Annotated in this window: 17 protein-coding genes and 1 tRNA gene; 10 read left to right on the top strand and 8 right to left on the bottom strand. The window is 64.1% G+C overall.

The window, feature by feature from the left end:
* Positions 1 to 194 precede the first annotated feature (194 nt).
* Genes KAK11_RS18000 through KAK11_RS17990 form a run of 3 tightly spaced genes read left to right on the top strand, consistent with a single transcriptional unit; the run spans position 195 to position 3613 of the window.
* A complete protein-coding gene (locus tag KAK11_RS18000; RefSeq protein WP_210810701.1) occupies positions 195 to 1532 on the top strand; it encodes a glutamine synthetase family protein in 1338 nt (445 codons plus the stop codon).
* A gap of 24 nt (positions 1533 to 1556) precedes the next feature.
* The gene (locus KAK11_RS17995) at positions 1557 to 2933 is read left to right on the top strand and encodes an aspartate aminotransferase family protein (protein WP_210810700.1); all 1377 of its coding nucleotides are present in this window, start codon (positions 1557 to 1559) and stop codon (positions 2931 to 2933) included.
* A complete protein-coding gene (locus KAK11_RS17990; RefSeq protein WP_210810699.1) occupies positions 2930 to 3613 on the top strand; it encodes a GntR family transcriptional regulator in 684 nt (227 codons plus the stop codon). Before KAK11_RS17995 ends, KAK11_RS17990 begins: the two co-directional genes overlap by 4 nt.
* A gap of 447 nt (positions 3614 to 4060) precedes the next feature.
* On the opposite strand, the gene folE2 is transcribed toward KAK11_RS17990, so the two are convergent.
* The 4 genes from folE2 to xseB form a co-directional block, all read right to left on the bottom strand.
* The gene (gene folE2, locus KAK11_RS17985) at positions 4061 to 4864 is read right to left on the bottom strand and encodes a GTP cyclohydrolase FolE2 (RefSeq protein ID WP_210810697.1); all 804 of its coding nucleotides are present in this window, start codon (positions 4862 to 4864) and stop codon (positions 4061 to 4063) included.
* A 101-nt stretch (positions 4865 to 4965) separates the two neighbouring features.
* The gene (gene dxs / locus KAK11_RS17980) at positions 4966 to 6858 is read right to left on the bottom strand and encodes a 1-deoxy-D-xylulose-5-phosphate synthase (RefSeq protein WP_210810696.1); all 1893 of its coding nucleotides are present in this window, start codon (positions 6856 to 6858) and stop codon (positions 4966 to 4968) included.
* A 50-nt stretch (positions 6859 to 6908) separates the two neighbouring features.
* On the bottom strand, positions 6909 to 7796 hold the full coding sequence (locus KAK11_RS17975; protein ID WP_210810694.1) for a polyprenyl synthetase family protein: 888 nt from the start codon (positions 7794 to 7796) through the stop codon (positions 6909 to 6911).
* Complete coding sequence (gene xseB, locus KAK11_RS17970; RefSeq protein WP_210810693.1) at positions 7793 to 8038, bottom strand: exodeoxyribonuclease VII small subunit; 246 nt, start codon at positions 8036 to 8038, stop codon at positions 7793 to 7795. Before xseB ends, KAK11_RS17975 begins: the two co-directional genes overlap by 4 nt.
* Before the next feature lie 252 nt (positions 8039 to 8290).
* On the opposite strand from xseB, the gene KAK11_RS17965 reads away from it, so the two are divergent.
* Positions 8291 to 9412, top strand: coding sequence for an aromatic ring-hydroxylating oxygenase subunit alpha (locus KAK11_RS17965; protein ID WP_210810692.1), 1122 nt, complete (start codon positions 8291 to 8293; stop codon positions 9410 to 9412).
* Positions 9413 to 9479: 67 nt separating this feature from the next.
* Here the strand turns inward: KAK11_RS17965 and KAK11_RS22070 are convergent, their stop codons facing one another.
* Positions 9480 to 9836, bottom strand: coding sequence for a cupin domain-containing protein (locus KAK11_RS22070; RefSeq protein ID WP_259373574.1), 357 nt, complete (start codon positions 9834 to 9836; stop codon positions 9480 to 9482).
* Between the two features lie 505 nt (positions 9837 to 10341).
* On the opposite strand from KAK11_RS22070, the gene KAK11_RS17955 reads away from it, so the two are divergent.
* The 6 genes from KAK11_RS17955 (at position 10342) to KAK11_RS17930 (ending at position 22486) form a co-directional block, all read left to right on the top strand.
* A complete protein-coding gene (locus tag KAK11_RS17955) occupies positions 10342 to 10893 on the top strand; it encodes a hypothetical protein (protein WP_210810689.1) in 552 nt (183 codons plus the stop codon).
* 53 nt (positions 10894 to 10946) lie between these two features.
* On the top strand, positions 10947 to 13760 hold the full coding sequence (locus KAK11_RS17950; protein WP_210810688.1) for a YncE family protein: 2814 nt from the start codon (positions 10947 to 10949) through the stop codon (positions 13758 to 13760).
* Positions 13761 to 13853: 93 nt separating this feature from the next.
* Positions 13854 to 19988 carry an Ig-like domain-containing protein gene (locus tag KAK11_RS17945; protein WP_210810687.1) on the top strand — a complete coding sequence of 2045 codons (6135 nt, stop codon included), beginning with the start codon at positions 13854 to 13856 and terminating at the stop codon, positions 19986 to 19988.
* A 70-nt stretch (positions 19989 to 20058) separates the two neighbouring features.
* Positions 20059 to 20550 carry an OmpA family protein gene (locus tag KAK11_RS17940; RefSeq protein ID WP_210810686.1) on the top strand — a complete coding sequence of 164 codons (492 nt, stop codon included), beginning with the start codon at positions 20059 to 20061 and terminating at the stop codon, positions 20548 to 20550.
* A 57-nt stretch (positions 20551 to 20607) separates the two neighbouring features.
* Complete coding sequence (locus tag KAK11_RS17935; RefSeq protein ID WP_210810684.1) at positions 20608 to 21078, top strand: DUF3717 domain-containing protein; 471 nt, start codon at positions 20608 to 20610, stop codon at positions 21076 to 21078.
* A 31-nt stretch (positions 21079 to 21109) separates the two neighbouring features.
* Positions 21110 to 22486 carry an MATE family efflux transporter gene (locus KAK11_RS17930; protein ID WP_246499120.1) on the top strand — a complete coding sequence of 459 codons (1377 nt, stop codon included), beginning with the start codon at positions 21110 to 21112 and terminating at the stop codon, positions 22484 to 22486.
* Here the strand turns inward: KAK11_RS17930 and KAK11_RS17925 are convergent.
* The 3 genes from KAK11_RS17925 to KAK11_RS17915 form a co-directional block, all read right to left on the bottom strand.
* Positions 22467 to 23855, bottom strand: coding sequence for a sensor histidine kinase (locus KAK11_RS17925; protein ID WP_210810681.1), 1389 nt, complete (start codon positions 23853 to 23855; stop codon positions 22467 to 22469). The two genes, KAK11_RS17930 and KAK11_RS17925, sit on opposite strands and share 20 nt — an antisense overlap.
* Positions 23852 to 24556: a response regulator gene (locus tag KAK11_RS17920; protein ID WP_210810841.1), complete on the bottom strand. Its 705-nt coding sequence runs from the start codon at positions 24554 to 24556 to the stop codon at positions 23852 to 23854. The genes KAK11_RS17925 and KAK11_RS17920 overlap by 4 nt, the downstream gene beginning before the upstream one ends.
* Before the next feature lie 223 nt (positions 24557 to 24779).
* A tRNA-Ser gene (locus tag KAK11_RS17915) sits at positions 24780 to 24870 on the bottom strand.
* Between the last annotated feature and the right edge of the window lie 25 nt (positions 24871 to 24895).

The following is a 24895-nucleotide window of genomic DNA, read 5'->3' as shown; positions in this document are numbered from 1 at the left end:
AGGCGACGCGCGGGCCTTGCGGCAGCCGCACGCCACACCCGCCTGTTTGTGATCATTTGAACCGCTTGATCGACCGCTGCCTCGGGAAGCCCTCCACTGTGAAATCGGCACAACCCCTGACTCCCCACAGTTTTGTGATCACAAACTGATGCTTGGGCTTATCATTCGGGCATTCCATCCTCTGCCAATTGCCCATGACCACCTCCTTAGAGCGCTTTTTGGCCGACCACCGCATCCACGAAGTGGAGTGCGTGATCCCCGACATGACTGGCATTGCCCGGGGCAAGATCCTGCCGCGTGACCTCTTCTTGGCCAGCGGCGAGATGCGCATCCCCAAGAGCGTGCTGCTCAACACCGTCAACGGCCAGCAACCCGACAACGGCCCCTTTGTGGGCGACACCGACCCGGACATGGTGTGCAAGCCTGATGGCGCCACCATCCGCGTCGTGCCGTGGGCGGCCGAGCCCGTGGCCGTGGTGATCCACGACTGCGTGGAGTGGGACGGCCGCCCGGTGCAGCTCAGCCCCCGCGCCGTGCTGCGCCAGGTGCTGGCACTGTATGAGCAACGCGGCTGGCAGCCGGTGGTGGCCCCGGAGATGGAGTTCTACCTGGTGGCACGCCAGCAGAACCCGCATGCGCCGCTGCAGCCGCCGCTGGGCCGGACCGGCAAGCCGGAGGTGGGGCGGCAGAGCTATTCCATCGACGCCGTCAACGACTTCGACCCCTTTTTCATGGAGCTGTCCAATTTCTGCGAGGTGCACCAATTGGGCGTGGAGACCCTGATCCACGAGGCAGGCCCCGGCCAGATGGAGATCAACTTCACCCACGGTGACCCGCTGGAATTGGCCGACCGGGTCTTCCTCTTCAAGCGCGCGGTGCGCGAAACAGCGCTGCGCCACGGCGTCTTTGCGACCTTTATGGCCAAGCCCATGGAAGGCGAGCCCGGCAGCGCCATGCACATCCACCAAAGCATTGTGGACAGCAGCAGCGGCCGCAACATCTTCAGCCGCGAGGACGGCCAAGCCAGCGACCTGTTCCACCACTTCATCGCCGGGCTGCAAACCTACATCCCGCTGGTGATGCCCATGTTCGCGCCCTACGTCAATTCCTACCGGCGGCTCGCGCCCTATATGTCCGCGCCCATCAATGTGCGCTGGGGCTATGACAACCGCACCTGCGGCATTCGCATCCCCAAGTCAGACCCCGAGGCGCGCCGCGTGGAGAACCGCGTGCCGGGCGTGGACGCCAACCCTTATCTCGCGATGGCCGCCACCCTGGCCTGCGGCTGGCTGGGCCTGCGCGACAAGCTGCAACCCAGCGAGCCCACGGTGGACAGCGCCTGGAACGTCAGCCACGAGCTACCGCGCCACCTGGAAGACGCCATCGAAGCCATGCGCGCCTGCGAGCCCATGAAAGAGGTCTTGGGCGAATCGTTTGTGGACGCCTTCTGCGCCGTCAAGGAGTTGGAGTACGCCACCTACAACCGCGTGATCTCCTCCTGGGAGCGCGAGCACTTGCTGCTCTTGGTCTGAGCCCAAGCAAAGAGAAGGAAACCCATGTCTGACCTGAGCTTTCACGGCATCTCCCCCGCCCGCATTCAAGCCCTGCTGGCCCAGGAGCGCGACATCTACGCCCAGCGCCACCCTCGCTCTCAAGCCTTGGCCGCGGCCGCCAGCCCCCACCTGATGTTTGGCGTGCCCCTGCACTGGATGAGCGACTGGGGCACGCCTTTTGCGCTGCATGTGGAGCAGGCCCAAGGGGCGCGTCTGCACGATGTGGACGGCCACACACTGGTGGATTTTTGCTTGGGCGATACCGGCGCCATGTTTGGCCACTCGCCGCCGGTGGTGGCCGAGGCCCTGAGCCAACGCGCCACCCGCGGCCTGACCGCCATGCTGCCCAGCGAAGATGCGGCCGCCGTGGGCGCCTTGCTGGCCCAACGCTTTGGCCTGCCCACCTGGCAGTTCGCGATGACGGCCACCGACGCCAACCGCTTTGTGCTGCGCTGGTGCCGCGCCGCCACCGGCCGCAAGGTCTTGCTGGTCTTCAATGGCTGCTACCACGGCACGGTGGACGATGTGTTTGTCGACCTGGTGAATGGCCAGCCCCAACAACGCGACAGCCTGCTGGGCCAGGTGCAAGACCTGACCACCACCACCCGCGTGGTCGAGTTCAACGACCTGGCCGGCCTGCAAGCCGCGCTGGCCCCCGGCGACGTGGCCTGCGTGCTGGCCGAGCCCGTGATGACCAACATCGGCATGGTGCTGCCCGAACCCGGTTTCTGGGTGGCAGCCCAAGCCCTGATTCGCCAACACGGCAGCCTGCTGGTGATGGACGAAACCCACACCATCAGCTCCGGCCCCGGCGGCTATGCCCGCGCCCACGGCCTGCAGCCTGATGCCGTGGTGGTGGGCAAGCCCTTGGGCGGCGGCATGCCTTGCGCGGCCTATGGCTTCAGCGCGGCCCTGGCCGCCCAGGCCGAAGCCGCTAAACGTCAAGCCCCACCGGGCCATTCCGGCATTGGCACCACACTGACCGCCAACCTGCTGGCCATGGCCGCGATGCGCGCCACGCTGACCCACCTGATGACGCCCAAGGTCTATGAGCCCATGCTGAAGCGGGCCGCTGCTTTGGCCGAAGGGCTGAAGGAAGTGATTCGCCGCCACGGCCTGCCGTGGTGCGTGACGCAGGTCGGCGCGCGGGCAGAATTCCAGTTCTGTGCCACCGCGCCGCGCAATGGCAGCGAGGCCAGTGCGGCGATGGACGCCGAGTTGGAGCACGCCCTGCACCTGGCCTTGCTGAACCGGGGCGTGTTGATCACCCCCTTTCACAACATGATGCTGGTCTGCCCGGACACCACCGACGCCGATGTCGCCGCCTTGCTGCAGGCCATGGATGAGGTGCTGGCTCTGCTGAGCGCGCCGCAATCATGAGCGCTGCTGAAGACGCCAGCCATGGCACCCTCGTTGCCACCTCCACCCAGCAAGACGAGGTCTATGCCCGCCTGCGGCAGTGGATCACCGTGGGCCGCTTTCTGCCCGGCGAGCGCCTGAAGATCCGCCATGTGGCGTCCGACCTGGGTGTGGGCCAGATGCCGGTGCGCGCGGCGCTACAGCGCCTGGCCGCCGAGGGCGCTTTGGTGAATGTGCCCAACGCCGGCGTGACGGTGCCGCGTCTGTCAGTGGCCGAGTTTGACGACCTCTTGCAGATGCGCATGCTGCTGGAGGGCGAGGCGGCTGAGCGCGGGGCGCTGCGCCTGTCCGACGCCGACCGCGTCCAACTGCAAAGTCTGTGCACGGCCATGGCAGAGGCGTTGAAGCGCGATGATGTGCCCGGCTATCTCGGCCCCAACGAAGACTTTCATGTGCTGCTCTACCGCGCTGCAGGCTCACCCACGCTGTTCAGCCTGATCGACACACTGTGGCTCAAGGCTGGCCCCGTCTCCAACCAGTTGTTCGACTGCCCCGAGGCCACTGAGGTTCTTAACGACGCTCATGAGGCCCTTCTAAAGGCCCTGGACAAGCGAGACAACGCGGGCGTGAGGCGAGCGGTGGAGCGCGATATCTTTGTGGCGGGGCAGTTTTTGCGGGAGCGGCTGCGGGTGGCGGGGTGATCATCTCAAGGCGGCGGCGTCGCACGGTAGTGGCGTCGCAAGGCGGTGGCGTGAAGGCCTCCGCTCATGTCCTCCGCCGCCGGCCTACGGCCGACGTCTCCCCCTAATACTTCGCTTCGACCTTCACGCCACCACCTTGCTCACCGTCGTTGGAGCGGTGCCAGCGCAAAAAGTCAAAGCCTTCAACGCAACGCTACCGTTGTAGTGCCTCAACGGTGGCAGACGAGAGGGTAGGCCGGGTCTCGCAGTGAAGTATTAGGGGGAGGCGGCAGCCACAGGCTGCCGACGGAGGACTGAGCCCGGACACAAACAGTCCTGAGGACTGTTTGTGCCTGGCGAGGGCCAAGGGCTCTGACCTTGGCATGAACGGAGAGACCCGGCCTGCCCTCTCGGCACGCGCCCATCATCAACAGGCCTACGTCATCAACAGCAGCGAAAACCGGGCACTCAATCCCGCTCGATCCGCGCCCAAGCCGAATGGTTGTGGATGGATTCGAAGTTCTCGACATCCACACGGTAGCGGCCAATGCGCGGCTCGGCGTTCAAGCGCAGGGCCACATCGCGCACCAAGTCTTCGACGAACTTGGGGTTTTCGTAGGCCCGCTCGGTGACCCACTTTTCGTCGGCCCGCTTGAGCATGGGCCAAATCTCGCTGGAGGCAGATTCTTCGGCAAAGCGTACCAACTCATGCCACTCCATGGCGCCTGCCACCGGGTCCTTGAAGGCCACTCGGATGGTCACCAAAGAGCGCTGGTTGTGCGCGCCGTAATCAGAGATCTCCTTGGAGCACGGGCACAGGCTCTTGACCGGCACACCCACCTCGGCCCAGATCACCGTCTGGCCCTGGCGGCGCTCGGCGATCCAAGCACCTTGATAGTCCAACAGGCTTTCCAAACCCGAGACCGGCGCGCGCTTGCGCAGGAAGAAAGAGAAACGCGCCTCGATGCGGCCCTCGTCGGCGTGCAGCTTCTCCAGCATGGCCGCCAATTCGGTGTTCAAGCGGGCTGCGTCCATGGGCTCCTGCTGTGCGTCCAGCCAAGCCACAAAGCGCGACATGTGGGTGCCCTTTTGCTCGGCCGGCAAGGCCACATCCAAAGACCACCGTGCGGCCGTCGATTGCACCGCGCCGGCCACCTTCAAGGTCAGCGGGTAGCGCACATCCTTCACGCCCACGCGCTGAATGGCCAAGTGGCGCTCATCACGCTCGCTCTGGGTGTCTGGGATATGGAGGCTGTTGGCTTGAGGATTCATGACTGCAAGAAAAGGGCGCTTCGGCTGGCCGCGAGCCGCAAGGATCGCACGTTGCGCGAAGCCCTGCCCAGGAGGGGACTCTAAAGTGAGGGGTCGTCCGCTCAGGCCGCCGCAGGCTTGACCAGGGACAGCGGCACGATGCCAAAGCGTTTGCTGACCGCCAGCTCAATGCCTTCTGCACTCAGGCCGCACAGCGCCAAGAGCTTGGCGGGGTCGCCGTGCTCAATGAACTCGTCCGGCAAGCCCATCTGCAACACCGGCACATTCAGACCAGCAGCCGCCAAGACTTCCATCACGCCGCTGCCAGCACCACCGGTGACGCAACCTTCTTCCAGTGTCACCAAGGCTTCGTGGCTGCGGGCCATCTGCAGCACTAGGTCCTCGTCTAAAGGCTTAGCAAAACGCATATTGACCACGGTGGCATCCAGGCGCTCAGCGGCTTGCAGCGCCGGGTAGAGCAAGGTGCCGAACGCCAAAATGGCCACGCGCTTGCCTTGGCGGCGCACTTCGCCTTTGCCCCAAGGCAAGGTGCTGAGGTCAGGCTCAACGGCCACTCCGGCACCGGCCCCGCGGGGGTAGCGCACGGCCACCGGATGGTCTTGGTGGAAGGCTGTACTCAAGGCCTGTCGGCACTCGCGCTCATCGGCGGGCGTCAGGAGGCTCATGTTCGGGATGCAGCGGATGTAGGCGATGTCATAGGCCCCGGCGTGGGTGGCGCCGTCAGCACCCACCAAGCCCGCGCGGTCCAGCGCAAACACCACCGGCAAGTTCTGCAAGGCCACGTCGTGAATCAGTTGGTCGTAGCCGCGCTGCAAAAATGTGGAGTAAATCGCCAGCACAGGCTTCAGGCCTTCGCAGGCGAGGCCCGCCGCAAAGGTGACGGCATGCTGCTCGGCGATGCCTACGTCGTGGTAGCGCTTGGGGAAGCGCTTTTCAAACTCGACCATGCCTGAGCCTTCGCGCATGGCCGGCGTGATGCCCACCAGGCGCTCGTCGGCGGCAGCCATGTCGCAGAGCCAGTTGCCAAAGACCTGGGTGAAGGTGGGCTTGGCCGGTGCGGTGGACTTTTGCAAGCCGACCGCCGGGTCGAACTTGCCCGGGCCGTGGTAGTTGATCGGGTCTGCCTCGGCCAACTGATAGCCGTAACCCTTCTTGGTGACCACATGCAAGAACTGCGGGCCTTTGGCGTCACGCAGGTTCTCCAGGGTGGGCACCAAGGAGTCGAGGTCATGACCGTCAATGGGGCCGACATAGTTGAAGCCGAACTCTTCAAAAATGGTGCCGGGCACCACCATCCCCTTGGTGTGCTCTTCGAAGCGCTTGGCAAACTCATACAGCGGCGTGTTGCGCAGCACGCTCTTGGCGCCTTCGCGGGCCGCCGCATAGAACTTGCCGCTCATCAGGCGAGCCAAGTAGCGGTTCAGCGCGCCCACCGGCGGGGAGATGGACATGTCGTTGTCATTCAAGATGACCAACATGTCGGGCAGGCCGGCGCCACCGGCATACCCACCATGGTTCAAGGCTTCAAAAGCCATGCCGCCGGTCAGGGCGCCATCGCCAATGACGGCCACGCAGCGGCGGTCTTCGCCCTTGAGCTTGGCGGCATGGGCCATGCCCAGTGCTGCAGAGATCGAGGTGGAGGAATGGCCGGTGCCGAAGGTGTCGTACTCGCTTTCGCTGCGCCTTGGGAAACCGCTGATGCCATGCATCTGCTTGAGCGTGGCCATGGCCTCACGGCGGCCCGTCAAAATCTTGTGGGGATAGGACTGGTGGCCCACATCCCAAACAATGCGATCGCGCGGTGTGTTGAACACATGATGCAGGGCGATCGTCAGCTCCACCGTGCCCAGGTTGGAGGACAAATGCCCCCCAGTGCGGCTGACCGTGTGCAGCAAGAAGTCTCGCAACTCATTGGCCAGCGTCTTGAGCTGAACTCGGCTCAGCGAGCGTAAGTCGCTGGGCGCGTTGATGGTTTGCAGCAGCGCATGGGTCATGACTGTGGCATCCGGTGAGAAGCGGGGTGGGCTGACACGCGACCCCAGCTTCAGTGTTGACGATCCACCACCTTGTCGGCCAAGCAGGCCAGGTGGTCGGTGGAGCTCAGGTGGCAGCGGGCGAGTGCCGTGTGGGCCTCGTCACGCAAGGCCAGTGCATAGCGCTGCGCAGCCTCAAGGCCCAAGACGGAGACATAGGTGGGCTTGTTGTTGTCCGCGTCTTTGCCAGCGGTCTTGCCCAAGGTGTCTGAGGCCTGGGTGACATCAAGAATGTCATCCACCACCTGAAAGGCCAGGCCAATGGCCGCGCCGTATTGGGCCAGGGCATCCCAGGTTTGGGCATCAACGGGGCCGCAGGCAGCGCCCATCAAGACACTGGCTTGCAGCAAGGCCCCAGTCTTGCGGCGGTGCATGTCGCGCAAAGAGGCTTCGTCCAGCATGCGGCCGACACTGGCCAAGTCAATGGCTTGGCCACCGGCCATGCCTTGGTGGCCCGCAGCGCGGGCCAGCAGGCTGACCAAGCGGGCTTGCAAGGCGGGCTCGACGCCATCATCGGGGGTCAGCACTTCAAAGGCCAAGGCTTGCATGGCATCGCCCGCCAACATGGCGCGTGCTTCACCGAATTCCACATGCACCGTGGGCTTGCCGCGGCGCAGGGCATCGTCATCCATGCAAGGCATGTCGTCGTGGACCAGCGAATAGGCATGGATCAACTCCACCGCCACCGCCGCACGCATGGCGGCCTCGCGCTGGCCTTCAACCGCCTTCGCGGCAGCCAGCACCAGCAAGGGGCGCAGACGCTTGCCACCATCCAACACCGCATAGCGCATGGCAACACCCAGCGCTGCAGGGGTGTCCGCCGGAACCCAGCTCTCCAACGCTTGTTCAACAGCCCGCAGCTCGGAGCTCGACCAAGATTCAAAATTCACATCATTCATGCGTTCGTCCAGGGCTTGAGCTGCCCTTCCTCCAGGACCTTCACTTGCTGCTCCACGGCCTCGAGGCGCGCCTTGCAAAACTCCAGCAACTGGGCGCTGCGCTGATAGCTGACCAAGAGTTGGTCCAGTGGCATCTGACCCGCCTCCATGCGCTGCACCAAACCGTCGAGTTCGGCCAGAGCCTCTTCGTAGCTTGAGGGCTCTGAAACAGCGGGAGGATGAGAGGTGGATGCCTTGCGCATTTCGAAGGGTGAAAAGCAAACCGGGATTGTAGTCAGTGGTAAACCCGTAAGCCTCCTTAAAACAGACCAATGGCACCCCGTGCGGCCCGAAATCGCAACACCCATGGGCTGGGGATGGCCTCGATGCAACAGCTTGCGGCTAGAATTCGACCCTTAGCCTTCCCGCTGGGAGGGCTTTTTCGTCACAAACCCATCCGCGGGGCCACCGGGTGGGGGGGTTTTTAGACATGTTTTTTGGAGATCCTGGGGATCATGTCGAACCTGAGCATCACGCTGGAAGCTCTGGAGCGCAAGCGCTCTCAACTCTCCGTTTCTACCTACTTCGATGAGGACCTGCTTCGTAGGGAGCAAGAACTCATCTTTCAGCACGGACCGCGCTATTTGGCGCACGAACTGTCCGTTCCCGAACTCGGCGACTACTATGCCCTTCCCCAAGAAGGTGAAGGGCGGATGCTGGTGCGCACGCCCAAAGGCATTGAGTTGGTGTCCAACGTCTGCAGGCATCGCCAAGCGGTGATGCTGCGCGGCCGAGGCAACACCAAGAGCAGCATTGTCTGCCCCCTGCACCGCTGGACCTATGACCTGCAAGGGCAGTTGATTGGCGCGCCGCACTTCGACCACGACCCGTGTCTGCACCTGAACAACTATCGGGTGAAGACCTGGAACGGCATGGTCTTTGAGGACAACGGCCGAGACATCGCGGCGGACTTAGCGCACCTGGGCCCTAGGGCCAGCCTTGATTTTTCAGGCTATGTGCTCGACCACGTCGAGATGCATGAATGCCAGTACAACTGGAAGACCTTTATTGAGGTCTATCTGGAGGACTATCACGTCGGGCCTTTCCACCCTGGCCTGGGCCAGTTTGTGACTTGCTCGGACTTGAAGTGGGAGTTTGGCAAGCACCATTCGGTGCAAACCGTCGGCGTTCAAAATGCGCTGAAGCGGCCGGGCTCACCGGTCTATCAGCGCTGGCATGACGCGCTGATGAAGTACCGCGAGGGTGTCCCCCCCGCTCACGGGGCCATCTGGCTGACCTACTACCCGAACATCATGATCGAGTGGTACCCGCATGTGCTGACGGTCTCTACGCTCTACCCGCAAGGGCCGCAAAAAACGCTCAACGTGGTGGAGTTCTACTACCCCGAAGACATTGCGGCGTTCGAGCGCGAGTTTGTGGAAGCACAGCGGGCGGCCTATATGGAAACCTGCATCGAAGACGACGAAATCGGCGAGCGCATGGACCAAGGCCGCAAGGCCTTGTACGAGCGCGGCGACGACGAAGCCGGCCCCTACCAAAGCCCCATGGAAGACGGCATGAAGCACTTCCATGAGTGGTATCGGCACGTGATGGGCATAGGCCGCTCACCCTGGTGATCCAAAGAAAAAGGGCCGCAGACGCGGCCCTTCTCTTTTGCGCAGCGGACAGCCCGCAGCAAAACATTCAGTGTGAAGCTCCAAAGTACTTCTGGCGCAGATGCGCCCAAAACCCAGGGTGATGCAAGACATACACCTTGTGCGCCTTCTCGGGCACGGTCCAGGTCGCTTTGGTGCCGTGATGGAACGTCGCGGTGTCGCCGGGCTTGAGCGTGAACTTGCGGCCGAGATACTCCACATGCACTTCGCCATCGAGCAAGTGAACGGTTTCGTCCAAGCCGAATGTCCATTCGAAAGTCGTCGGGCCATCACAGGCCCACTGACCCACAATGGTTTTGCCGTCAGGTGATCGCGCGGTCTCGGTGGCTCGAAAGTTCGGTGTTCCGGACTTGACCCAAGCAGGGTCTACCGCAAAAGGTGTCATCAGTTTTTGAACGGCAACGCTCGAGGGTTCACCCAATCGCCCCATGGAACGGGACGCTTGAACACCTCCGAGAATGAGCACGGCCAAGGCAGCACCCGCCAGTGCACTGAGCAATAACTTCTTATTCATGGGCGGATTATCGGTAACGCACCTGCTGCAGATCACCGCTTGGGATCCGGATGAATGTGACTTTGATCACCCAAGCTCTCAAAACGGAACGCCATTTGCTCTCAACAAACTGAGCTTCCAAATCCCCCGAGAAACCTAGGCGCAGAACTGATGCGATAGGTCCGCGGAAAAGCCGTGACAAATTCTTGGTTTGCAGGCGGAGTCGGTCGATACCTTTGTTGCAATTGCTCACGGGCATCCCCCAAACTGACGACATTCCCTAGCCACTGATGCGCGTGAGAGTTTCGGCGCACCACCGCGCTTCGCTCTCACGCCATTCATCTCCATGCGTTCTATCCGTCTCCAGCCTGTCCCTTGGACTTTGATCGCCCTTGTGGTGAGCGCCCTCATCGGTGCCGGATGGCTGCTCGCGGACCCGCGTTCCTCCAGCACACTGCCCGGCGATGCGGCTGCGGCCCTGCAGGCCGGCGGCTCGGCCCAAGGGCCTGCGGCACCGCAGGCCGCGCCAGAGACCACCTCCCCCGTGAGCAAGCTACCCTGGAGTGCGGCATCACCCTCCTCTGCCCAGGCGCAGATCGGCCATGTGCCGGCCGCCCTGGAAATGCCTTTCCTGCAGGCGTCTTTGTCTGCCTTGCAGGGCAACGGCGCCGATTTGGCCGCACCCATGCGTTCGCGCCATGTGGTCCAGGTGACTGATGTGCGCACCGCCGAAGAACTGCGGCGCTGGGGCCACAAGCAAGGCTTCACCATGTCCTCAGATCGCTTTTACCTGCACGGCGGCATCGAGGCCCAAATGCTTTATTTCGACCGCACCATGGTGCCGGACGCATTGCGAATTCAACTGGATGGCTTGGCCATTCTGCAGGCCCTCACGGGCATGGACACCGCCGAGTACGGCACCTGGGTCGGCGAGATCAACCGCCGCTGATCCGGACACACCTCATTCTTGAAATCTCCCGCTTCTCCTCGAAGGCATACACCATGAAGTTCCACGGCATTGCTCCCGTTCTTCTCAGCGCTGCGCTCTTGAGTGCTGGTCTACTCGTCAGCACGGCGAGCTTGGCCGACTCTCGCCCCAAAGCCGGCGTGGTGAACTACGAGACTGGGCAAGTCCACCCGGTCGACATGACCCCCGACCGCAACACGCTGTTGGTGGTGAACACGGCGGCCAATGCCCTGGAGGTCTTTGACCTCAGCAGCGGCAGCCCGCGCCTCAAGACCACGATCCCGGTGGGCCTGGACCCGGTGTCTGTGCGTGCCCGCAGCAACACCGAAGTCTGGGTGGTCAACCAGATTTCTGACTCCGTCAGCATCATCGACCTGACGACAGGCAAAGTCACCGGCACCCTCAAAACCGACAACGAGCCCGCAGACGTCGTGTTCGCTGCCGGCAAAGCCTACGTCACCTGCTCCGACGCGAACGCGGTGCTGGTCTACACCTTGAGCAACTTGGCGGCAGCCCCGCGCAAAGTGGCCATCACGGGCGAGGAGCCTCGCGCCTTGGCCGTCAACGCCAATGGCACCGAGGTCTATGTAGCGATCTTCGAGAGCGGCAATGGCACGACGGCCTTGGATGGCCGCGCCACCGTGGACGCCACAGGCAAACAAACCCCGCTGATCCGCAATGTGGTGAACCGCCCTGAAGGTCCGTGGAAAGGCCAAAACCCTCCGCCCAATGCCGGAACCGGCTTCAATCCGCCGCTGCCGGCTGGCGTCAAGCCTTACCCCGTGGGCCTGATCGTGCGCCAGGACGATGCTGGCCGCTGGATGGACGACAACAAGGGTGACTGGACCCGCTTGGTCACCGGAGACCTCTCCAGGCTCTCCAATCGCGTGGCCGGCTGGAAGCTGCCGGACAACGACGTCGCGATCATCAGCACCTCGAATGACTCGGTGATTGGCTACAAGAGCCGCCTGATGAACCTGAACATGGCGATGGACGTCAACCCTGCCACCGGCCAGGTCACCGTGGTGGGCACGGACGCGCTCAATCAGATTCGCTACGAGCCCAACCTGAATGGCAAGTTTGTGCAGATGAAGCTGGCCCAGTTCATGCCAGCAGGTGCGGCCAGTGTGACGGACCTGAACCCGCACCTGACCTATCAAACGCCCAGCGTGCCCGTGGCGCAACGCAGCTTGTCACTCGGCGACCCCCGCGCCATCAAGTGGCGCGCTGACGGCCAGACCGCGTGGGTCACCGGCATGGGCTCCGACAACGTCATCGTCATCAGCAACACCGGCGCTCGCGTCGGGCAAGTTGCCGTTGGGGAAGGCCCCACGGGCTTGGCATTGGACGAAGGCCGAGGCCGCGCCTATGTGTTGAACCGCTTTGCAGGCTCTGTCTCGGTGCTCGACCTCAACACCCGCACAGAACTGGGCCGCGTCGGCTTCTACGACCCGACACCCGCGGTGGTCAAGGCCGGTCGCCCCTTCCTCTACAGCACCAAGTTCTCGGGCACCGGCCACACCTCGTGCGCAAGCTGCCACGTCGACGCCAAGACCGACCGCCTCGCCTGGGATTTGGGCGACCCACGCGGTGCCTTCATTCCAGTCAAGGACATCGACATCAACGCCGGCCTGCCCACCGGCACGCCGATCTCGGTCCACCCCATGAAGGGGCCGATGCTCACCCAAACCTTCCAGGACATCATGTCCTTCAAGACCCTGCACTGGCGGGGTGACAAGAACTCGCTGGCTGAATTTGCCGGCACCTATGTCCACCTGATGAGCGGCGACGCCCAGCCCAGCGCCGCGGACATGAAGAAGTTTGGGGACTTCCTCGCCACGGTCCATTTGCCGCCCAACCCCAACCGCAATATGGACGACAGCCGCAAGACGGCCATCACCTTGCCGGACTTGCGCACCTACACCGCCACCAGCTCCACCGCATTGGTTGAGCTGCGCGGCAAGGGCACCGGCCGGGTGAACTGCCTGCAGTGCCACCTGCAGCAAGGCCAAGCTCCCCGCAATGAAGGTGCCGCCCGCCTGCAAGGCCAGTCCTTTGTGCCGCCTGCCTTTGCACCGCTCTACAAGCGTGTCGGCTTCTGGCCTTCGGACCCCAATGGCGGCTCGACCTCGGGCTTTGGCTTCCAGCATGACGGCGCCGAGCATGTGGACTTGGCGGTCACAGCCAACACCGGCACCACCTTCCAACAGGCTGCGCTGTCAGAGCTGCTGTCACTGGAAGGGCCGACCAGCGGACTGCTGGGTGGCGAGAAGCGCATGGACACCCACGCTGGCGTCGGCACGCAGTTGCTGGTGTCCGGTGTGATGACCGCTGCTCAAACCACACAACTCAACCAGATGATCAGCATCGCCGCCAACAGCCCTCACGCCTCCTTGATCTTCCGTCGGGTGCAAAACGGTGTTCAAAAGGGGGGCTACTTGATTCGCGGATCGACCACCTCCTTCCAGGGCAACACCTTGGCAGAAAAGCTGACCCGCACCGCCCTGACCAATGATGCTGCTACAGGCACCCCGGTGACCTTCACCTTGGTCGCCCGTGGCGCTGAGCACCGTTACGGTGTCGATGCCGACTCGGACGGCATTTTGGATGGCGAGGAAGTGGCCGCCGGCACCAACCCGCGTGACGCCAGCACCCCGGTGAGCATCACGCCCTGCGCCAGCGAAGGCTCAAGCTGCGGCTTCACCGGCACCCAAGTTGTGCGCTTTGGCAACCCCACCGTGGGCTACAGCATGGGCATCTTTACCGGCAAGGTGACCTGCAGCACCGCCTCGTTCAACGACCCCGGTGTGGGCGGCGCTCGCCGTTGCGAAGTGGTTCGCAAGCGCTGAGCCCACGCACACTGAAGCAGCGATAGCAGGGCCTGTGCGGGCCCTTCGCCCCCGACAAGACACAGAGTGGCTCAGGGCCACTTGGAGCAAAAGATGAGTACCGTCACCCGCAAGATCACAGCCAACGCCGTCAAGGTGGTGGTTGACCCCGTGAGCCAGCAGACGTCGTTGGGAAGCGCGTCGCAGAGCAGCCTGACCATCGAGCCGCCGTTCTTGATGGCTCAGGCTGCCACCGTGGCCACGCGCGTCGAAGAATCGACCACCGTCCAAACCACCCAAGCCGTGAGCCAAGCCAGCAGTTCGGCTGAGACCGGCAGCAGCCAGCAACAAGCCGCGCTGATCGCGGCCGCCGCCAACGCGGCCCCCGTGGTGACCGACGAGTATCTGAGCGTGACCGCCGGCGTGCCCATCAGCGGCCCCGCCTCTATCTTGACCAGCAACGACTCCGACCCTGACGGCGACGCGCTGACCATCTTGCGCTATGGCCAGCCTGCGCATGGCGTGCTGTTGCAAAACGCTGATGGCACTTTGACCTACACGGCCAATGCCAACTACAGCGGGGCAGACAGCTTCACCTACACGGTCAGCGACGGCCAGGGCAACGAGACCGTTGGCACCGTCTACCTGACCGTGCAAGGCACCGGCAATCAGGCTCCGGTTGTGCAAGGTGAGAGCGTCACCGTGCAAGCTGGGGTGCCCGTCACCGGCTCACCAGCCTTGCTGTTGGGCAATGACTCGGACCCTGATGGCGACAACCTGAGCATCGTGCGCTATGGCAATCCTGCCAATGGCACCCTGACGCAAAACCCGGACGGGACCATCACCTACACGGCTAACGCCAACTTCAGCGGGACGGACAGCTTCACCTACGTGGTCAGCGATGGCCAAGGCAATGAAAGCACAGGCACCGTCACCCTGACCGTGCAGCCCGGCCCCAACACCGCGCCCACGGCTGTCAATGACAGCGCCACCGTCGCCCAGGACGGCAGCGTCACCATTGCTGTGCTCGCCAATGACACCGATCCAGAGGGCGACGCCTTGAGCGTCAGCGCCGTGGGAGCCGCCAGCAATGGCGTGGCCACCTTGGGTGCGGATGGTCGCATCACCTATGTGCCCAAGGCGGGCTTCACGGGCGTGGATAGCTTCAGCTACACCCTCTCTGACGGCAAAGGCGGCACCAGCACCGCGCAAGTCAGCGTCACCGTGCAGGCTGGCGCGCCCGACATGCTGGCCACCGCCGACACCGGCACCAGCAACACCGACAACATCACCTCGAACACGCGACCCGGCTTCACGGTCCCGACGCCGCCCACCGGCTCCGTGGTGGTGCTGCTGGTGGATGGCCTTGAAGTGGCCGCCACCTACACCGCCAGCACGAAGACCCTGACGCCCAACGCAGCCCTGTCGGAAGGTGCACACCAAATCGCTTATGGCTTCAAGCCCAGCGCAGGGGGGGCACTCACACTCACCTCCGCGGCATTGAGCATTGACATCGATGCCGTCAAGGAAGCCCCCACCACGGCCATCGACCTGGCCGCTGCCAGCGACTCCGGCGGCAGCAACACCGACAACATCACCAACCTCACCAAGCCCGTCTTCAATGTCGGCGCCCTGCCCAAGGCTGGGGATGTGTTCAACCTGTATGTCAATGGCAGCAAGGTCGCTGCCACCTATGACGCCGCTGCTGGTACGCTGACACCTGTCACCGCGCTCAGCGCCACCACGCACAGCATCAGCTACTCGGTCACCAATGCCGCTGGCGTGGAGTCGGCTCGCTCACCCGCACTCAGCTTGGTCATCGACACCACCGCACCCACCACCTACCTGAACAGCTTTGCCTCCTCGCTGACCACCAGCACGGATTTGGGCCTGAGCACCACCGACGGCATTACCTCCAACAACAAGCCCAGCCTGTTCAACAACGCGCTGACCAGCACCTACTTCGGTGAGGCCGGCGCGGTCGGGACGGCCAGCTTGTTTGTGGATGGGGTCAAGGTCGCTGCGGTCTGGGACAAGGTCGCGGGCACCCTGACGCCTGTCAATGCCTTGACGGACGGCCCGCACACGCTGAGCTTTTCGCGCACCGACTCTGCGGGCAACGAAACCACCGTCAGCACCCAGACCTACCGCATCACCGTGGACACCAGCACGCCCGCCGCCCCCACGGTGACGCCGGACCTGCTGGCCACGGCCGACAGCGGCACCAGCAACACCGACAACATCACCAGCAACACCCGCCCTGGCTTTGTGGTGGGTGACCCGCTGCCCGGCGGGCGCATCGACCTGCTGGTGGACGGCGTGGTCGTGGCGGCCACTTACAGCGCCAGCACCAAGACTCTGACGCCTAACGTGGCGTTGAGCGAAGGCTCGCACACCATCGCCATCGTCAATGTCAGCGCGGCGGGCGCGCAGTCTGCTGCTTCACCTGCGCTGACGATTGATGTGGATGCTGTCAAGGAGACCCCTGCACTGATCGACCTGGCCGCTGCCAGCGACTCCGGCGGCAGCAACACCGACAACATCACCAACCTCACCAAGCCCGTCTTCAATGTCGGCGCCCTGCCCAAGGCTGGGGATGTGTTCAACCTGTATGTCAATGGCAGCAAGGTCGCTGCCACCTATGACGCCGCTGCTGGTACGCTGACACCTGTCACCGCGCTCAGCGCCACCACGCACAGCATCAGCTACTCGGTCACCAATGCCGCTGGCGTGGAGTCGGCTCGCTCACCCGCACTCAGCTTGGTCATCGACACCACCGCGCCCACCAGCTACCTGAACTACTGGTCCTCCAACCTCACCGCTGCGACCGACTTGGGCCTCAGTACCACCGACGGCATCACCTCCAATAACAAGCCCAGCTTGTTCAACTATGCGCTGACCAATGGCTATTTCAGCGAGGCGGGTGCCGTGGGCACCGCCAATCTGTATGTGGACGGTGTCAAGGTGGCTTCGGTCTGGGACAAGGTCGCCGGCACGCTGACACCTGTCAATGCCCTGACAGATGGTCCGCACAGCCTGAGCTACTCGCTCACAGACTCGGCTGGCAATGAAACCGCCGTGAGCACCACGGGCGCTTACCGCATCACCGTGGACACCAGCACGCCCGCTGCCCCCACGGTGACGCCGGACCTGCTGGCCACGGCCGACAGCGGCACCAGCAACACCGACAACATCACCAGCAACACCCGCCCTGGCTTTGTGGTGGGTGACCCGCTTCCCGGCGGGCGCATCGACCTGCTGGTGGACGGCGTGGTCGTCGCGGCCACCTACAGCGCCAGCACCAAGACCCTGACGCCTAACGTGGCGTTGAGCGAAGGCTCACACACCATCGCCATCGTCAATGTCAGCGCGGCGGGCGCGCAGTCTGCTGCGTCACCTGCGCTGACGATTGATGTGGATGCTGTCAAAGAGACGCCCGCGCTGATCGACCTGGCCGCTGCCAGCGACTCCGGCGGCAGCAACACCGACAACATCACCAACCTCACCAAGCCCGTCTTCAATGTCGGCGCCCTGCCCAAGGCGGGTGATGTGTTCAACCTGTATGTCAATGGCAGCAAGGTCGCTGCCACCTATGACGCCGCTGCCGGCACGCTGACACCTGTCACCGCGCTCAGCGCCACCACGCACAGCATCAGCTACTCGGTCACCAATGCCGCTGGCGTGGAGTCGGCTCGCTCACCGGCGCTCAGCTTGGTCATCGACACCACCGCGCCCACCAGCTACCTGAACTACTGGTCCTCCAACCTCACCGCTGCGACCGACTTGGGCCTCAGTACCACCGACGGCATCACCTCCAATAACAAGCCCAGCTTGTTCAACTATGCGCTGACCAACGGCTATTTCAGCGAGGCGGGTGCCGTGGGCACCGCCAATCTGTATGTGGACGGTGTCAAGGTGGCTTCGGTCTGGGACAAGGTCGCCGGCACGCTGACACCTGTCAATGCCCTGACAGATGGTCCGCACAGCCTGAGCTACTCGCTCACAGACTCGGCTGGCAATGAAACCGCCGTGAGCACCACGGGCGCTTACCGCATCACCGTGGACACCAGCACGCCCGCTGCCCCCACGGTGACGCCGGACCTGCTGGCCACGGCCGACAGCGGAACCAGCAACACCGACAACATCACCAGCAACACCCGCCCTGGCTTTGTGGTGGGTGACCCGCTGCCCGGCGGGCGCATCGACCTGCTGGTGGACGGCGTGGTCGTCGCGGCCACCTACAGCGCCAGCACCAAGACCTTGACGCCTAACGTGGCGTTGAGCGAAGGATCACACACCATCGCCATCGTCAATGTCAGCGCGGCGGGCGCCAAGTCGGCCGCCTCACCGGCGTTGACGGTGGACATCGACGCGGTCAAGGAAGCGCCCGCGGCCTTGCCCGATCTGGCTGACGGCAGTGACTCCGGGTCCAGCACCACCGACAACCTCACCAATGTCACCCGCCCAGCTTTTGTGGTGGGGGCACTGCCCAAGGCCGGCGATGTGGCCAATCTGTACGTGGATGGCACCAAGGTGGCCGCTACTTATGATGCCGCCGCCGGCACACTGACGCCCAACACCGCCTTGAGCGCCACGGCCCACACCATCACCTGGTCGATCACCAATGCTGCTGGGATTGAGTCTGCACGCTCGGCCGGCTTGAGCATGACCATCGACACGGCGGCGCCCACTGCGCCCGCGGCGCTGGACCTGCAAACCGCCAGCGACACCGGCACCAGCAGCACAGACAACATCACGGCCAATAACCAGCCCAGCTTTACCGTGGGCACCGTGGCTGCCACCGACAGCGTGAGCCTGTGGGTGGATGGCGTAGAGACACCCGCCACATTTGACTTCGCCACCCGCACGATCACCGCCACTCAGGCGCTGACCGATGGCGTGCACCAAGTCAGCATCAAGGTCACCGACGCCGCCGGCAACGTGTCTCCGGCCTCCACCAGCCTCAAGGTGGACATCCGCACCCAAGCACCCTTGCCTGTGATGGCTCCTGACTTGCTGGCTTCTTCAGACACGGCGGGCAGCGACTCGGATGACCTCACCAGCGTCAACCAACCCGTCTTCAAGCTGCCCACCGCCCCGGCGAACTGCACGGCGGTGCTGTATGTGGATGGCCTGAAAGTGGACGCCACCTATGACGCCAAGGCACTGACCTTGAAGCCTGTAGGCGTGCTCAGTGAGGGCAACCACCTGATCACCTATGCCTGGGTGGACAGTGCGACAGGCGCTGAGTCCCAACTCTCGCCGCCCTTGCCCATGCGCGTGGCTTTCACCCCGGTGGTGGCCGGCAGCGAGGGCAATGACGCCTTGGTCGCCGCGGTCGATACCGATGAAACCGTGATCAACCGTAATCTGGGCGGTGGCGTCACCGTGGACACCGTTCAGACCTCGACCTTTGACCAAGCCTTTGTGGCGCTGGGCGGCAATGACCTGGTCCAAGCTGGTGATGGCGCGGACTGGGTGGATCTGGGCGCATCAGCCAATTCGGCCCATTCGGGTACTGGCCAGGCCGTCACCGCGGCCAATGTGGCACAAACAGTGTTGATGTCCGAGGAAGACTGGAAGATGGTCGACTCCTGGGGCAACTTCGCCAACGGCATCACCGCCAACAGCGCCACCGATGGCCAGACCATCAATGGCTGGGCCAACGTGGCCAACGGCGGCTGGGGGCAAGATGTGGTGAAGGGCGGCGCCGGCGTTGACTTGGTGTACGGCAGCTTCGATAACGACTATATCGACGGCGGTGCCGGCATTGATGGCCTGCGCGGCGGCAATGGCGACGACACCTTGGTCGGCGGCGCAGGCAATGATGTGCTGCGCGGCGACGATGGCAGTGACACCTTCTACTGGCGCGGCACGGACAAGGGCGCCACTGGCGCTCCCGAGACAGACCAGATCATGGACTTTGCGGCCCTCAACTTTGCCGAAGGCGGCGATGTGCTGGACCTGCGCGACCTGCTGAGCGGTGAAGCCTTCGGGCCCAACGGCACGGTGGGCAACTTGGCGAATTACCTGGAGTTCGACACCACCAGCCAACCCGGCACCACGCTGATCCATGTGTCGAGCAAGGGGCAGTTCACCAACGGTGCGTTCAGCGCCGCAGCAGAAGACCTAACCATCAGCCTCAACGGGGTGGACCTGCGCAGCGCTTTGGACTTGAACGCCCAAGCCACCGATGCACAGTTGATTGAAGAATTGCTCAAACGCGGCAACCTGATTGCGGGGGGTTAAACCCTCCGCCACGGCGGGCGACGCCACCACCTAGAATCTGGCATCTTCTAATTCTTGGGCGGAGAAAACGATGTTGGACGATCTGGATGATGGCGCGCGCGTTGGCGTGTGGACGACCCTGGGCCTGATCACCTTGCTGCTTTTCGGGCTGTTGGGGGGCTTGGGTCTGCGGCAACTCAAAGGCCATGCCGCCCCGGCGGTGGCTGCCGCACCCGGTGAAGCCCTGCTCGAAGGCCCGCTGAGTGGCGACTTGACCGGCACGCTCTACTTTGCATCGGGTGCCTCCGAGCTGCCCGCCGAGGCCGCTGCAGAGCTGGCCAGTGTGAAGGCCGCAGTCGACGCCGCACCGGCTCGCAAGCTGGTCCTGTCGGGCTTCCATGACACCAGCGGTGACCCCGCCATGAATGCCGAATTGGCCAAGAAGCGGGCCGTGGCTGTGCGCGAGGCACTGAAGGCAGCCGGTGTGGATGCCGCACGCATTCAACTGCGCAAGCCCGAAAGCACCGCGGGCAATGGCCCCCCCGAGCATGCCCGCCGGGTTGAGATCCGTTTGGTCGACTGACCCTGCCCTCACTCCTCGTCAAGCCGCCCTCCCGGGCGGTTGTCTTTTTGGGCTTCCATGGCTGGCATTCACATCACCGACATTGAGTCCGCCATCAATTGGTGGCGCCAAAAGTCCCCTTCCGACGACGGCATCGTGGCCTGCGCCGAAGTACGGGCGCTGGCCGAGATCTATGCTTTGATGGTGTATCACCGTGAGCCTGAGGCTGACGAAGACACCATGCCAGTGCGCGCTCGCGAAGCCTGGCTCGCTTGGTACCAGCACACGCCGGACGCGCCGTGCATCGCCATTTGCTCCACCGCGCAGGGCGACCCGCTGTGCAAAGGCTGCGGCCGCACGGAAGACGAAGTTCAGCACTGGCCAGTGATGAGCCCAGGCGAGAAGCGCCAAGTCTGGCGCCGCATCACCTTGGAGGCAAAGGCCTGGCGCTTCAACCGCTATGCCGAGCGGGCGCGCGACAGCGCACTCACCCCTCCGGGGTCCCCCGCAGCGCCCGCCGACGGGGCCCATCCAGAGACCCATGCCTGAGGCCCAGCCCCTCCCAACGACGCGGAGCACCTTGACGAGCAATACCGGCCGCATCGTGCGCCAAGCCTGGCCGGTATTTGTCGGTCAGGTCGCCGTGTTGGCCTATGGCACGGTGGACACCTTGCTCGTGGCGCGTGTCTCACCGTCAGACCTGGCGGCGCTGGCCGTGGGCATGTCGGTGTACATCACCATCTTCATCGGCTTCATGGGCGTGGTCTTGGCCATCTCGCCCACCGTCGGCCAGCTCTACGGCGCCCGCAAGCTCAGCGCGGCGGGCGAGCAGGCGCATCAAGCCGTATGGGTCGCTTTGGCCCTCTCGCTGCTGGGCAGCAGCCTGCTGCTTTTCCCCGAGCCGCTCTTGGCGCTGGCCCAGCCCACACCAGAGGTGCGCGCCAAAGTCCAGGCCTATTTGTCAGCCTTGGCGGTCTCACTGCCTGCGGCCCTGCTGTTCACGGTCTATCGTGGCTTCAACAATGCCATCTCTCGGCCCAAAGCCGTGATGGTGCTGCAACTGTTGGGCTTGTTGGTCAAGATCCCGCTGTCCACCATGGCGGTGATGGGCGTGCCCGCCTGGGGACTGCCTGCACTCGGCGTGGAAGGCTGCGGTTGGGCCACCGCTGTGGCCATGTGGACGCAGTTGGGCCTAGCCTGGTGGTGGATGCGTCGCGACAGCCACTACCAGCCCTTTGAGCTGTGGGGCCGTGGCCTGCACCAGCCCCATGCAGCCTCCCTCAAAGGCTTGCTGCGCCTGGGGCTGCCCATGGGCATGAGCATCTTGGTGGAAGTCACCGGATTCAGCTTCATGGCCCTGTTCATCGCCCGGACCGGAGCCCTGGCAGTGGCGGGACACCAAGTGGCGATGAACGTGGTGACGCTGATGTTCATGATGCCCATGGCTTTGGCCAATGCCACCAGCACCTTGGTGGCTCAGCGTGTGGGCGCGGCCGACGTGCTGGATGCGCGGCGCCTGGGCTGGCATGGCTTGCTGCTGGGAGCCGGCATCGCCACCGGCTTGGGGCTGACGGTGCATCTGTGCCAGCAGCAGGTCGTGGCGCTCTACACGCCTGATGCCGCCATTGCTGCGGCCGCCCTGCCCTTGCTGACCTGGGTGGCCTTGTTTCATGTGGCCGATGCCATCCAAACCGTGGCCGCGTTCGTGCTGCGTGCTTGGCGGGTGGCCACCGTGCCCATGTTGATCTATGTCGCGGCCCTCAGTGGTGTGGGCTTGGGCGGGGGCTATATGCTGGCCTTCAACGTGCCGGGCAACGTCCCGGCCTCTTGGCAAGGCGCCCAAGGCTTTTGGATCAGCAGCACGGTGGGTTTGATGATTGCGGCTGTCGCGATGCTCAGCTTGATGGCTTGGACGCTGAACGCCAAGGCACAAAGCCTCAAGCCCGCGGCAGCCTGATCACAAAGCAACTGCCGCCGCCGGGGTTGGGCTCGCAAAACACCGTCCCTTGGTGGCGCTGAGCAATCTGCTTGACCAGCGACAGCCCCAAGCCCACGCCCCCTTCGCGCTCGGCATGGCCCGGCATGCGGTAGAAAGGCTCGAAGATTTTCTCGCGCTGATCTTCGGGCACACCCGGGCCGCGGTCGCACACCCGGATCTCCACGAAGCCGGGCGCTGATGACGGCTGAACCTGCAGCAGCACTTCCTCGCCGGCATAGCGCCGCGCGTTCTCCAGAAGGTTTCGCACCGCACGGCGCAACAAGCGTTCGTTGCCCAGGATCGGCGGGTGATCCCCCTGCAGTGGCACCGCAAGCCGCGCGCCCTCTTCAGCCAACAAGGCCATCAGGTCGATGCGGTCACGCACCTCCACCGCCGCACCGGCGTCGAGGCGGCTGGAGAGCAGCACCTCTTCGACCAAGGCATCCAACTCCGACACATTGGTGTCGATCTCCGTCTTCAGGGCCGCGCGCTGTGCAGGACCCGCGCTCTCAAACATCTCCACCGCCATGCGCAAGCGCGCCAGGGGCGAGCGCAGTTCATGGCTGGCATTGGCCAACAAGCGCTGATGGGTTTGCACCAAGGTCTCAATGCGCTCTGCCGCCCGGTTAAAACTGTGTGCGACGGCGGCAACTTCATCACTGCCCTCGGCTTGAATGCGGTGGTGCAAGGCGCCTGCGCCAAAGGCCTCAACCCCCTGCTGCAGCAATTCCAGCCGCCGCGTCAGGCTGCGCACCACCGGCCAAGCGCCGGCGGCCACCCCCAAAAACAGCAGGCCCAGCAACAGCAGCAAGCTCAAGCTGGCTGGCCAGTCCGGCGGCACGGCCACCGGCAGCCCCAAAAAACTGGGGCGGTCTGGGCCGGTGCCTGTGCGGCTCGGGCCGTCCGCCCCCGGGCCGCCTTGGCCGGCCTCGGGTGCGTCTGCGGGGTCTCGCTGCTTGCGGCCGCCAGGCCGCACCAGCCACAGCGTGCGGCCATCGTCCAGACGAATGGCCACCGCCCGGCTCAATCCACCAGGTTCAAGTTCCCGACGCAGGTAGGACTCAGACGCACCGATGCGCGCCCCGCCCGGTGCGTCCAGCGCCAGCGGCAGGCGCAGACGACGCGACCACTCTTTGAGCGCATCCGCCTGGGCTTGTGGGGCCTCCCAAGCCTCTGGCAAGGAGCCCTGCAGCAATTCACCCCAGGCGGCCATGCGTTCGGCCATTTGGGCGTCGGAGCGCACGCGCTCCTGGTCCAAATGCCGCTGAACCAACCAGCCCGACGCCAGCGCAAACAGCGCCAGCGCCGCCACCACCGTGAGCCAAATCCGCAGGTAAAGAGATTTCAATCGCCGTCCTGCTTGCGGGCAAAGACATAGCCCGAGCCGCGCACGGTCAGCACCCGCTTGGGCGTCTTGGGGTCGTCTTCAATGACGGCGCGAATGCGCGAGATGTGCACGTCAATGGAGCGATCAAAGGCCTCCAGCGGATGGCCCTTGAGCGCATCCATGATCTGATCCCGGGTCAGCACCCGGCCCGGGCTTTGGGCAAGCACCACCAGCAGGTCAAACTGGTGGCCCGTCAGGTCGCAACGCTCGCCTTGCAGGCGGGCCTCGCGCGCGCCCAAGTCGATCTCCAGGTGGCCGAAGCGCAGCACGTCGTCATCGGCCGCCTCGGGCGTGGCACGGCGCAACAGCGCTTTGACGCGGGCCAGCAACTCGCGCGGCTCAAAGGGCTTGGGCAGGTAGTCGTCGGCGCCAATCTCCAGGCCAATGATGCGGTCGGTGGGCTCGCCACGCGCGGTCAGCATCAGCAAGGGCAAGCGGCGGGTGCGCGCATCGGCGCGCAGCTCGCGGGTCAAGTCCAGGCCGTCGCCGTCGGGCAGCATCAAATCCAGCACCAGGGCGTCGTAGTTCACCTGGCGCAGGCGCTCGCGGCCCTGGGCCAGGCTGCCGGCGGTGTCCACTTCGTAGCCGTGGCCGCGCAGGTAGTCGCCCACCATGCTGGTCAGGCGGGCATCATCATCAATCAACAACAGCTTGGCCGTCATGGTGTCCAGCGAAGATTCTCGGCCGCCATAGGCAAACGGGTTGCTGCGGGCCGTGGTCATGGAAGGGTGCATGGTAGTGCTCAAACTCAAAGTTGACAGCCCCCAAAGCGGGGCTGCTGTGTACTCTGCACGAGCCATGTGAGCCCTCGGTCACCTGCGTGTAAAGATGGGTGAATGCGGACAAAGAAAAACGCCCGCAGCGGTAAAGCTGCGGGCGTGTTCGTGGCGGAGAGGGAGGGATTCGAACCCTCGGTACGGGGATACCGTACGCCTGATTTCGAGTCAGGTACATTCGACCACTCTGCCACCTCTCCTGATTCGGGTGTTCACCGGTCGATT

Origin of the sequence: Ideonella paludis (assembly GCF_018069865.1) — a bacterium.
Taxonomy (GTDB): Bacteria; Pseudomonadota; Gammaproteobacteria; order Burkholderiales; family Burkholderiaceae_C; genus Ideonella; species Ideonella paludis.
The sequence above is the reverse complement of the archived record's forward strand: the minus strand, read 5'-3'. Positions and strand labels throughout refer to the sequence as shown.